Raw genomic sequence first — 12,193 nt, forward strand, 5'->3', positions numbered from 1 at the left:
TGTATGTATGAGCAAACCATTTAAAACTTATGATGAGCAAATTGAGATACTTTCATCCAGAGGACTATATATTGAAAATCTAAAAGATGCTAAAGTTATTCTATCACAAGTAAATTACTATAATCTCATAAATGGCTATAAGACTCCTTTTTTAGATAACGCATCTTCTAACAAGGTGGAAGATGTATATAAACCCGGTAGTAGTTTCGAAGAGATTTATGCCCTTCATGAAATGGATCGTGAATTAAAAAAAGTAGTTTTCTACTATTTACTCCGCTTTGAGAAACTTTTAAAAACATCCTGTGCTTATCATTTTTCAGATTTACACAGGGATGGTCTATATCCTTACTTACAAACTGAAAATTATTCTACATCAAAGCATCAATTAAATTATGTTTTGAAAAATATAGGAACATTAACTGCTGCAATAAGCAGAGAAAATAAAAATTCAAATGGCAAGAAACCACTTAAGCATTATATAAAAAAACACAACCATATACCTCTTTGGGTACTTGTAAATTTCCTTACTTTAGGAAATATATCCTACTTCTATAATTCCCTTGATGAATCTTTGCAAAATATAATTGCTAGAGATTTTGGTGAGAGATATAAAGAAAATTACCTGTCTAAAGAAAAAATTAGTAAAACTGAACTTATAGACATAATTAAAATCTGTAATTTCTTTAGAAATGTTTGTGCCCATGACGAAGTTATGTTTTCTTTCTCTTTGAATAAAGCCGGTCAAACTGCTATGTTTAAGAAGTTTTTTGCTGAAAAATATACCGGCAAAAATTTACATGATTTAATACTGGTCCTTAAACTTGTTATTCCTAAGGAAGAATATCAATCTTTAAATGAATCAATTACATCTATAAAAAGCAAATATAAGAATAAATTTTCCAGTATAGAAATTGATGATATATTTGAAATTTCCGGATTTCCTAATAAGTAGCTATCAATAATTACAGGTGATTTAAATATTACCTTGAACTTTCAGCTTAAACCTGTATTTATGTATCTCGCTGCTTCAAACACGGGGTTCGCTAAGTCCTATTGGCGGATTGCTTGCATTAATTAAACATCTGCTGTAAATTATATGCGTAAATTTTGTTAGTTCATTTTAGCATTGGTGACAGCAATTCCGGAATCACAGCTAACATTATCCGGGAGGATGTTATGCGCAAACATATAGTATGTGCAGTGTTGCTTGCTTTTCTTTTGGCGATGACTTCAATTTTGAGTGTTGACGCTGAAGCTAAAGGAAAAAAGAAATATGCTAACTTCCAAGAAGTAGCTCTCGATATGGAAACTTATTTCCAAAAGGCGATAAAGGCGGTGGAGGCCGGTGAGGCCAAAAAAGCTTATAACGCGATGAATACCGCGTATTTCGGGCATTATGAAGTACAGGGCTTCGAGAAATATGTGATGGTCAATATTTCGGCTCAACGTGTAAGTAAGATTGAGGCGATGTTCAGAGATATTAAGCATTCCATTCTCGGCAATGTCAAAAAAGACAACAAAGAGATTATTCAAAATATTAAAACTTTGTCTATGTGCGTTTGCCGGGATGCGTTGGTGCTGGATGGCGTTTTGGATAATAATTCGCCGGATGAAGCCGGCTTGCAACTGTTGAAAGGTTCAACGGTGCAGGTGGATGAAAAAGCGGTTAATATCAAGTCGTTTTTCGCCTCTTTCGGTTTGCTGGTGCGGGAAGGTCTGGAAGCGATTCTTGTCTGTATGGCGATTATTACTTATCTGATTAAATCCGGTAACAAGCATTTGTGTAAAGGCGTTTATCTCGGCATGTTGGCCGGTGTCATCGGCAGCGGCCTGTTGGCGGTTCTGATTGATCTGGCTTTGCAGGGTGTAGGTCAGGAATTGATGGAAGGCTGGACCATGTTCTTAGCCGTAGCCGTTCTTTTCTACGTCAGTCACTGGATGTTGCATCAGTCGGAGGAGAACGCTTGGAATGAGTATATTCACAATGCGGTGCAGAAGTCGATTGATAAACGCAATTCATATGTCCTTATAGGTTCGGCGTTCTTGGCCGTTATTCGTGAGGGTGCGGAGTTGATTCTCTTTTACAAAGCAACTTTAGCCGGCGGTACAACCAATAAGTTGTATGCGGTTCTGGGCTTTGTTGCCGGTGCCGTTCTTTTGGCTGTTATTTATTTCGTTATGCGTTATACGACAGTCAAGTTACCTTTAAGACCGTTTTTCCTGTTCACAAGTATTCTGTTGTTCCTGATGTGCTTCACTTTCATGGGCAAAGGCGTGCAGGAATTAACTGAGGCGGGATTTATTTCCGGCGCTTCCAAACTGCCGTTTATGCACGGTTTCAGTATCCCGGATTTGGGAATTTATGATCGGGCCGAAACTATGCTGCCGCAGATGATGATTGTTATCGCTTCGCTCTGGCTGTTGTTGAGCAATCACTTCCGGCGCGGCGCTCGCATTAAGCAACAGCGGGCGGCGACGGTTACAAATGGCCAAAGCAAAGCGGACGAAAATAAGGTAGAATAAGTTAACAATAATAATCTCAATTGTTGAAAAAACTTTTGAGTCAATATATAGGAGGAATATATGAAGAATAAGTATCTCAGCATGATTCTGGCAGGAGCTGTAGCTCTCTCATTGGCAGGATGTGCCGGCCCAAATAAATCAACTGCCACCCAAAAGACGGCAGAGAAGACTGCGGCTAAGAGCGAAGCGGCCAAAGCTACTAAGGCTGAAGCTAAAGAGTCGAAGAAGGAAGCTGCTAAAGAAAGCAAAAAAGATGACAAAGCTCAAGCCAAGCCGGGAGAGTCGGGTTTCAATGAGATTCCTATCGGTGAAGCTAAAGAAGCCGGTCCTTTCAATGTTGAAGCCGTTTATTTCCAAGGTGTAGATATGATTCCGGAGAATAAACAACCTTCAGCAGAAGAGTCCGATATGCATATTGAAGCTGATATTCATATGAAACCGGAAGCAGCTAAAGCCTTCGGCTTCGGTGACGGCGAAGATATTTGGCCGGCTTATTTGAACGTCAATTATAAAGTTATGTCACAGGACGGTAAAAAAGAAATTATTTCCGGTTCTTTGATGCCGATGAATGCCGATGACGGTCCGCACTACGGTATCAATGTTAAGAAGGGTGTAATTCCTGTAGGTAAGTATAAGTTAGTTATTGAAATTAAAGCTTCGGAAGATTATTTGTTGCACGTCGACAGCGAAACAGGTGTTCCGGCCGCTCGTGACAACGGCAAGGCTGCAGCCAACAAATATTACGAGAAGCAGAAAGTTACATTTGACTGGAATTATGATGCCAGCCAGTTGGCTTCCAAGTAACAGGTAATATGCACTTTTAAAGCCAAGGTTGATAATTATCGGCCTTGGCCTAATATTATCTGTATGAGAGGGGGCCTTTGTGCTAAACTTTCTGGTTTATGTAATCGGGATGCTGCTTATGTTTACCGGCATCTTCAGCTTGACCCTGACTCTGATTCGGCGGATTAATGATTTGTCATTAAAATACGTTTTTGCTGTCTCTTCCTGTTTAGGCATTCTGGCCGGTATAACTATTTATGTGGCAAAGCGTGTTGAGCCGAAGAAGTTGTTGCGTTTTTTAACACTTCTGAATCGTCGTTTATTGGCCGTCGCAAGTGTTCTTGTTTTGGTCGCCCTGCTTTTGTTGTTGCTTTCGCTGCTGTTTAATCGTTGGCGCCGCTTTGCAGGCGGAACTGTCGACAGCAAGGAGGCGGAACTTCAGATTGTCAGGACTTTGCGTTTCGCGGCTTTGACCGGCTTTTCGCTGAGTCTGATACCGCTTATCGCCTATTTATTGCCGCAAATGTGCTTAAAAACGGCAGAGTTTGTAGCGTTTAACGAGGAATCGATCAGCACGGGCACTTTGTTCCGCTTAATCGGCTATGCTGCCGGTTGTTTGCTGGCTTTTTTGTTCGGTTTGAGTTTGTTCCAGGTGTATAAGCGTTTGGCGCCGGGTTGTCTGTACGGTTTTGCCTGCCTTAACTATTTATTGTTGCTGCTGGATTTAGGTATGCGCGGGATCAGCGGTGCGGCGCGTTTGAACTGGCTTTCAAGTCGCAATAATTTTGTTTTTGCGATTATGGTTTTTGAAGACAGAAGTTTACCTTATTTCGCGACGATTTATTTGCTTATGGCCTTGCTTTTGTCTGTAAGCGTCTATGCGGCGCACAGAAAATTACAAGGTGAGTTTCCGACCCCGGCAAAACGCCGGAAAGCGGCCTGGTGGCAACGTAACTGTCGCCGTTGGTCTGTGAGTTTGGCTGTTTTTGCTTTACTTTGTACATTGACGTTGACTGCAGTCAGCAGTTATATTACACGTCCGGTCAAATTGACACCGCCGGAAAATTATACGACGGAAGGTGATCAAATTATTATCGACCTGCAGCAGGTGCAGGACGGACATTTGCATCGCTTTGCCTATAATTATCAACAGCATAACATTCGTTTTATTGTTGTCCGTAAACCGAACAGCAATGCTTACGGAGTCGGGCTGGATGCCTGTTCTATCTGTGGTATTGCCGGTTATTTCGAACGGGGCGATAATGTTGTTTGTAAGCGTTGTGATGTCGTGATGAATAAGGCGACCATCGGCTTTTTAGGCGGCTGTAATCCGGTACCGTTTCCTTATGTTGTACAGGACGGCCGAATTATAATTAACAAGGCGGATTTGGAAAAGGAAGCAAATCGTTTCCCCATAGGAGCATAAAATGTTTTGGAGAATGGTAGGCGGAGCACTTTTCCGTCAAAAGAAAAAAATGGCAATGGTTGCCATGACGATTGCTTTGGGTATATCACTGGCTACCGCTTTGATGAATGTCATGTTGGGAGTCGGCGATAAGATTAATAAAGAATTAAAGGTCTACGGTGCCAATATTTCAGTTGTGCCCAAGGACGCCTCGCTGCTTGACGATTTATACGGTCTGCAGGAAGGTGCGGGAGTCAACGATAAATATTTGTACGAGGCTGATGCTCCGAAAATCAAGCAGATTTTCTGGGGTTACAATATTGTGGATTTTGCCCCTTATTTGAAAGTCCGGGCGAAAATAGTCGGAACGGATGATCAGATTCTGCTGGTCGGTACCTGGTTTGCGAAAGAGCTGAAGATTCCGACCGGAGAAACTTTACAGGCCGGAGTGCGGAATTTGAAGACCTGGTGGCGTTTGCAGGGCGACTGGCCGGCAGATGCCGATACTAAGGGTGCAATTGTCGGCTATTTGTTGGCTCAACAGAACGGTTGGCAAATAGGCAGCCGGATCAAGGTAGAAGCAGGCGGCCGGCAACAGGAATTAATTGTGCGCAGTTTGTTGAATGCCGGCGGTGATGAGGATAAGCGCATCTATACGAATTTGCAGGCAGCGCAGCAATTGGCAGATTTGGAGGGGAAAATATCCGGTATTGACGTGTCGGCTTTGACTACCCCGGATAATGCTTTGGCACGCAAAGCTTCGGTCAATCCCGATTCTTTGACTCCGACGGAAAGGGATACCTGGTATTGCACGGCTTATACCGGCTCTATTTGTTATCAAATTCAGGAGGTCGTGCGTGACGGCGTTGCCAAGCCTATAAGACAGGTAGCCGAATCGGAGGGAACAATTCTTAATAAAACCAAATTGCTGATGCTTTTAATTACTGTTCTCAGCTCTATCGGCTCGGCTCTGGGAATCAGTAATCTGGTAACAGCGTCGGTTATGGAACGGGGCCAGGAAATCGGCCTGATTAAGGCCGTCGGCGGGCGTGATATTCGGATTATTATTTTGATTTTGACCGAAATTATACTTACCGGTCTCATCGGCGGTACTTGCGGCTATGTTATAGGCTTGGGATTCGCACAAATTATCGGTTTGACGGTCTTCGGCACGACGATACCGTTGGCGATTATGGTTATTCCGATTGATTTGCTTGTTTTGCTGGCCGTTATTCTGGTGGGCAGTATTCCGGCAATTCGTTATCTGTTATGTTTGAAGCCGACGGAAGTTTTGCACGGGAGGTAAAATATGCGTACAAAATCAATGTATTTAAAGATGATTCTCTGTTCGTTATTGCGCCGCCGTTCCAGAATGCTGATAGCTTTGTTGGCCGTAGCCATCGGTTCGACAATAATGTCAGGTATGATTACGATTTACTACGATATTCCACGTCAATTGGGCAAGGAATTTCGTTCTTACGGCGCCAATTTTATGATTTTGTCGGAGAATAACGCCAAAATTACGGCAGACCAGTTTGCGACGATAAAAGAAATTTTGCAGACGAAAAAGCTGGTCGGCATGGCTCCTTATCGTTATGAAACGACGAAAATTAATCAGCATCCTTATATTTTAGCCGGAACCGACATGGACGAGGCGAAGAAGAACAGTCCGTTCTGGTACATCGAGGGTGAATGGGCCGACAGTCAAGATTCCGATGAAGTTATGATCGGGAAAGAGGTTGCTCGAACTTTAAGTCTGACCGTCGGTGATACATTTACCGTCCAGGGTGTCCTTTACGGGCGGGATGTTGTGGCTTCCAAAGTGACGCATACGGCGGAAGATTATAAGAAAAAAGATGCTTTTAAGGATTATTATCGCAGTAAATTAAAAGTTAAGGGCATTATTACGACCGGCGGGGCGGAAGAAAGCTTTATTTTTCTGAACTTACCCAAGTTGAAAAGTTTGTTGGCCGATACGCAGATGCGTTTAGACGGTATCGAGTGCAGTATCGAAGCGAATGCCGGAGAGTTGGAGAAAACGGCTAAGGAAATTACGCAGGCTTTACCCGGTATAGTCGGTCGTCCGGTCAGAAGAGTGACGCAGTCGCAGGATATTGTTTTGGGAAAATTACAAATTCTGGTTCTGCTGGTTGATACGGTTGTGCTGTTTTTAACGGTTATTTCGGTGTTGACAACAATGATTGCCGTGGTGACGGAACGCCGCAAGGAAATCGGCTTGAAAAAGGCGTTGGGAGCGCCGGATCGCAGCATTATTGCCGAATTTATCGGCGAAGGTGCAGGAATCGGTGTTATAGGCGGTGCTTTGGGTGTCGCTTTCGGCTTCCTGTTCGCCCAACAGGTCAGTTTGAGTGTTTTCGGGCGAGCAATTGAATTTTCCTGGTGGATAATTCCTGTAACACTTATTATCTCAGTATTTGTTACGGTGTTGGCAAGTATTTGGCCTGTTAAACAGGCGACGAAGGTTGATCCGGCTTTGGTGCTGCGGGGCGAATAATAATAAGAGGTAAGAATTATGGCAAATGATATAAAAGAAAAGCAACCGGAAAATCGGCCGGCGGCAGTAAAAGTAAGCGGGCAGAAGACGGTAATTGCGCCTTTGCCGACGGATCACGATCCGCGCCCGGTGCTGGTGGCGCTGCGGGATGTGTCGAAGATTTATGCCAATGTTAATGCTTTGAAAGATATAAATCTGGACGTGCACAAAGGTGAATGGCTGTCAATTATGGGATCTTCCGGTTCCGGTAAGACGACAATGATGAATATCATAGGCTGTTTGGACAAGCCGGTGGCCGGAGCAGTTTATCTTGACGGCGAAGATGTGACGAAGAAAAATCAGCATGAGCTGACAACTATCAGACGGGAAAAAATCGGCTTGATTTTTCAACAGTTTCACTTGATTCAATATTTAACGGCACTGGAGAATGTGATGGTTGCACAATATTATCACAGTATGCCGGATGAAAAAGAAGCTTTAGCCGCTTTGGACAAAGTAGGATTAAAGGATCGGGCGAAGCATTTACCGAACCAATTATCAGGCGGCGAACAGCAAAGAGTTTGCATCGCCAGAGCTTTGATTAATAACCCGGAGATTATTCTGGCGGACGAACCTACAGGTAATCTGGATGAAACGAACGAGAAAATGGTGCTTGAAATTTTGCGTAATCTGCATCAGGAAGGCGCGACAATTGTTGTGGTCACGCATGATCCGGAAGTGGGGGAAGAAGCGGAACGTAAAGTGATTCTTGATTACGGGCGCATCAAAGATGTTATAGAATTATCCTAATTTCACTTCAGCTGCGGCTGCAAAAGCTGTAAAACCGGTGATCAGCGACTTGATTGGCGAGCCGGACATAATTTAAGGATTTGAGAAGTTGCGAGGCTTCTTGAAAATTATTGTTTTTTGGAGGTGCGAAATGCACAAATATAGATATTTAAAGATTGTCAGCTTGATTCAAGCTTTATTGGGCCTGATTTTGGCAGCAATGTCATTCATTCTGGTCCCTGTTTGTCCGCCCATGCACGGTATGCATATGTCCTGCTTCTATACGGGAATTTTAGTGACCTGCAGCGGCATTATCATTTTGATTTTAGCTGCTTTGAATTATTTCCTGCAAAAAGACGGTTGGAATAAATTAATTGCCCTGGTGCAGATTATTATCGCCGCCTTAGCTTATATGATTCCGAGTAAAATTATTCCGGTTGCCATCGGCACCAATATGCAGGGACATACCAGATTTATCGGTCTGTGCATGAAACCGATGCCCTGTTGGAACAGCTTCCGCGCTTCCAGTATTTGTTTGCTGTTGATTGTCATAATCGCTTTAGTTTATTTGGCAATGCAGTATGTGATGAAGAAAGACTAGAATGATTCTTTGTTGTTTCCGGTCCGGGATAAGGACCGGAGACAGGTATTATAGACATAGGTGAAGTGATGGAAAATAAATTTTCATTCCATAAATTGGCTAAAGCCAATATACAGCACAAACCCCTGCGCAGTTTCTTTTTACTGCTGATAGTTTTTCTTTTCAGTTTAGCAGTTTTCAGCGGCTCTCTGTTCATTAATGCCCTCTCCGGCGGCGTGTTGCAGGTGTCCGCCCGGATGGGTGCGGATATTATGATTGTACCTTCCGGTTATAAGACAAATGTGGAAGCGGTTTTACTTAAAGGGGAACCTTCTACTTTTTATTTGCCGCAAGATACTTTGGAGGTGCTCAAGCAGCAACCGGGTGTGCTGAAAACCACGCCGCAGTTGTATATTGCTACCTTATCCGCCTCCTGCTGTTCTTATCCGCTGCAAATTATCGGCATTGATACGGCTAGCGATTTTCTGGTACAGCCATGGCTGAGGCAGACTTTGCCCCGCACTTTGCAGGATGATGAAGCGCTGGTCGGCTACAACATTGTCGGTGAGGCGGGAGAAAAAATCAAATTCTTCGGTAAAGAGTTAAAGATAGCCGGGCGTCTGAGCAAAACCGGCATGGGCTTCGACGGTACCGTGTTTGTTAATATGAATACAGCGAAAAAGCTGGTTCAGGCCGGAGCGTCCAAAGGTGTGCAAAAGGCGGTGGATAACAGCCAGGTCAGCGTGGTGATGGTCAAGGTTAAATCGGGTTTGGACCCGATCAAGGTCGCCGGTATTATTTCTAAAAATTGCAGTAATCGCGGAATTTTCGCCATGGCCAGCAAGAGCTTTGTCAACGACTTGGCGGATAAGCTTTATTTGTTGGCGGGATTCATCCGCTTTTCTTTAGTCGGCTTATGGGTGATGGCGCTTGTTATTTTGGCGCTGAGCTTTACAACTATGATTAATGAGCGCAAACGGGAATTGAGTGCTTTAAGAATTTTAGGGGCAAGGCGCAAACAATTGGTACAAATTGTTCTGGCTGAGGCCTGGCAGTTAAGCTTCAGCGGCAGCCTGGCCGGCACTCTTTGCGGTTTACTTGTAACTTTGATCAGTTTCCCTTTGTTGGCAAATCGCTGGTCGATGCCTTTGCCGCAGCCGGCGTGGACAACATATTTGCTTTTTGCCTGCTTTACCTTGATTGTCGGGATGGCAGTCGGGCCTTTGGCTTCATTGCCTGCTGCCGTGAAAGTCAGTAAACGGGATGCTTATACCAGTATGAGGGAGACGGACTGATGCTTGAAATTAACGGTTTGACGAAAAAATATAAGCGGGGAGAACAAATTGTTCCGGCCGTGTGCGATTTAAGTATGACGGTGGCCGACGGCGAGTTTGTGCATATTGTCGGTCATTCAGGCAGCGGCAAGTCGACGCTTTTGAGTTTGATTGCCGGACTTTTAACACCTGATGCGGGCGAAATTAAAATTGCTGCTGCCCCTTTTTCGACTTTGGCGGATGAGGAGCGGGCGGTGTTTCGCAATCATAATATCGGTGTAATTCCGCAAATGCCGACGTTGTTGGCGGCGCTTAATGTTTTTGACAATGTCGCTTTACCTTGGTATTTGGCTAAGAAAGATGGCGATGTTGCCGGTCGGGTCTGGTATTTGCTCGACGAGTTGGGGATCCGCGATTTGGCGGCAGCTTTGCCGCATACTTTGTCGGGCGGCGAAATTCGGCGAGTTTTAATTGCCCGGGCTTTGATGATGGAGCCGAAATTGATTTTGGCGGATGAGCCGACATCGGATTTGGATCCGACGCGGACGAAGGAAGTTATGGAGCTGTTTCAGCGCATTAATCGGCAGGGAACGACCCTGGTCGTCGTTACGCACGAAACTGATACTCTGAGCTACGGCGATCGGGTTTTGGAGTTGTCCGGCGGCAAGTTCGTTACTTGTCAGCAGTCGCACGTTCAGGGCAGGTGAGCAGATTAATGATGAGATTTATTCGTACTTTGAGAAGCTTTTATATAACAAAACGGCGAAAAACAAGAGCGGCGGCAAGTTACAGAAAGCCGGCAATTGTGCTGGCGGCGCTGCTGTTTATGGCCTCGACGATTTTATCAGCTTGTCAGAAAAATAAATTAAATTCAATAGAAGAAAAACTCGGAAAAGATCAAGGAACAATCGAGCAGCAAACGGTCAAGCGGCGGGACCTTAACGTGGCTATTGCCGCCTTACCGCGCCATCAGCGCCCGGAATTTGCCCAAACTTTGACGGAAAAAGCTTTAATTGATCAGTTGTATGAAGGTCCGGTAACTTTTCACAATAATAGAATCCGTTTACAACAGGCGGAAAAAATTACGTCCAATGCTGCCAAAACCGTTTGGACAATTAAGCTGCGCCCGGATTTACGCTGGTCGGACGGCAGTCGAATTACAGCGGAAGATTATCGTCAAAGTTGGTTGCGCTATCTGACGGAGCCTGAGGCGGAAGCTTATCGGGCTTGGATTATTCTCAATGCTGAAGCGTTTACTCAAGGAAAAGTTACGGCGGAAAAGGTGGGAATTAAGGCGCAGGACGATACTTTGACTTTAACTTTGCAACGTCCGCTGCCGAATTTACCGGCCTGGTTGACACAGAGCTTTTTTTGCCCGAGTAAATTTACTGCTGACGGTAAAGCTTTATATAACGGAGCTTATCAATTGAGCAGTGTAAGTGAGAAAGATATTAAATTGCAGGCTAATCGCTTTTACTGGGATGAGGTAAATGTTTGGCTGAAAGATATCAATATTAAGGTTATTCCGGATGAAATTCAGGCTTATGAAGCTTATCATACGGGAATAATTGATTTTATCGGTGAGCCGTTTTATGCTATCGCCAAAGATCGGCGGGCGGCGGCCGTGAGCAGCGCGGAACACCTGACTTTCCCTTTAGCTCGTTTAGGTTATATAAAGTTGGAAAATCTTAAGCATCCGCTTTTTGCTGCAGCAGAAAAAAGACAGGCTTTGTATACCCTGCTGGATGCGCCTTTTCAGTCCCGTGTTATTCTGCAGGACGGTTCGGCGGCTTGGCCGCAACGCTTAACGCCCGATCAGGCAATGCGGCAGCAGGCGACGGAAACTTTGAAAAAAGGTTTATCTGCAGCCGACTTGGAGAGCTTAACCGATAATAGTACAGTCGGTGTAGGCGGACAGACAATTCTGGAGAATCGTCTGTTGGTCAGCGTCAGTAAAGATTGGTTGAATGCTTTGCGGATTCGTTTCCATTTGCTAAGAGTTGCGCCGCCGGATAAACCGGTAGATTTCAGGTACTGTACGGAACAGGCGCCGACAGATTCACCGGACAGTCTGCTGCAACTTTGGTCTTTACGACATATGTTGCAACTTGATAAGAAAACGGAACAGGCTGTTTGGCCGACAGGTGAGCTAAGTGACGCGGAGGAGGCGGAATTGCAGCAATTATGGCAGAAATTGCCGACTGAACTGGCACTTTTGCCTTTGACGACCCGTTTCGCTCTGATTATGACCCGTCCGAATTTGGTTGGGGTGAATGTCGATAAAACGGGCAGAATGCTTCTGAGCGATTTACAATGGCGTTAAAAAAGCGGCGATTAGAGCGGCG

11 protein-coding genes are annotated in these 12,193 nt (G+C 44.6%); all 11 read left to right on the forward strand.

Annotated features, from left to right (window positions below):
- Positions 1 to 7 precede the first annotated feature (7 nt).
- The 11 genes from PYS60_RS00865 (at position 8) to PYS60_RS00915 (ending at position 12,171) form a co-directional block, all read left to right on the forward strand.
- Complete coding sequence (locus PYS60_RS00865; RefSeq protein ID WP_315569985.1) at positions 8 to 952, forward strand: Abi family protein; 945 nt, start codon at positions 8 to 10, stop codon at positions 950 to 952.
- Positions 953 to 1,176: 224 nt separating this feature from the next.
- Positions 1,177 to 2,523, forward strand: a complete 1,347-nt coding sequence (locus tag PYS60_RS00870; protein ID WP_315569987.1) for an FTR1 family iron permease — start codon at positions 1,177 to 1,179, stop codon at positions 2,521 to 2,523.
- 60 nt (positions 2,524 to 2,583) lie between these two features.
- Positions 2,584 to 3,327 carry an iron transporter gene (locus PYS60_RS00875; protein WP_315569989.1) on the forward strand — a complete coding sequence of 248 codons (744 nt, stop codon included), beginning with the start codon at positions 2,584 to 2,586 and terminating at the stop codon, positions 3,325 to 3,327.
- 79 nt (positions 3,328 to 3,406) lie between these two features.
- The gene (locus PYS60_RS00880; protein ID WP_315569991.1) at positions 3,407 to 4,732 is read left to right on the forward strand and encodes a Fe-S-containing protein; all 1,326 of its coding nucleotides are present in this window, start codon (positions 3,407 to 3,409) and stop codon (positions 4,730 to 4,732) included.
- 1 nt (position 4,733) lies between these two features.
- Complete coding sequence (locus PYS60_RS00885; RefSeq protein WP_315569994.1) at positions 4,734 to 6,017, forward strand: ABC transporter permease; 1,284 nt, start codon at positions 4,734 to 4,736, stop codon at positions 6,015 to 6,017.
- 3 nt (positions 6,018 to 6,020) lie between these two features.
- A complete protein-coding gene (locus tag PYS60_RS00890; RefSeq protein ID WP_315569996.1) occupies positions 6,021 to 7,226 on the forward strand; it encodes an ABC transporter permease in 1,206 nt (401 codons plus the stop codon).
- An 18-nt stretch (positions 7,227 to 7,244) separates the two neighbouring features.
- Positions 7,245 to 8,015 carry an ABC transporter ATP-binding protein gene (locus tag PYS60_RS00895; protein ID WP_315569998.1) on the forward strand — a complete coding sequence of 257 codons (771 nt, stop codon included), beginning with the start codon at positions 7,245 to 7,247 and terminating at the stop codon, positions 8,013 to 8,015.
- Positions 8,016 to 8,145: 130 nt separating this feature from the next.
- Positions 8,146 to 8,595, forward strand: a complete 450-nt coding sequence (locus PYS60_RS00900; RefSeq protein WP_315570000.1) for a DUF4418 family protein — start codon at positions 8,146 to 8,148, stop codon at positions 8,593 to 8,595.
- 68 nt (positions 8,596 to 8,663) lie between these two features.
- Positions 8,664 to 9,869, forward strand: coding sequence for an ABC transporter permease (locus PYS60_RS00905; protein WP_315570002.1), 1,206 nt, complete (start codon positions 8,664 to 8,666; stop codon positions 9,867 to 9,869).
- Positions 9,869 to 10,555 carry an ABC transporter ATP-binding protein gene (locus PYS60_RS00910; RefSeq protein WP_315570004.1) on the forward strand — a complete coding sequence of 229 codons (687 nt, stop codon included), beginning with the start codon at positions 9,869 to 9,871 and terminating at the stop codon, positions 10,553 to 10,555. Before PYS60_RS00905 ends, PYS60_RS00910 begins: the two co-directional genes overlap by 1 nt.
- A gap of 8 nt (positions 10,556 to 10,563) precedes the next feature.
- Positions 10,564 to 12,171, forward strand: a complete 1,608-nt coding sequence (locus PYS60_RS00915; protein ID WP_315570005.1) for an ABC transporter substrate-binding protein — start codon at positions 10,564 to 10,566, stop codon at positions 12,169 to 12,171.
- The last annotated feature ends 22 nt before the right edge of the window (positions 12,172 to 12,193 follow it).

Origin of the sequence: Amygdalobacter indicium (assembly GCF_029101545.1) — a bacterium.
Lineage (GTDB): Bacteria > Bacillota > Clostridia > Saccharofermentanales > Fastidiosipilaceae > Amygdalobacter > Amygdalobacter indicium.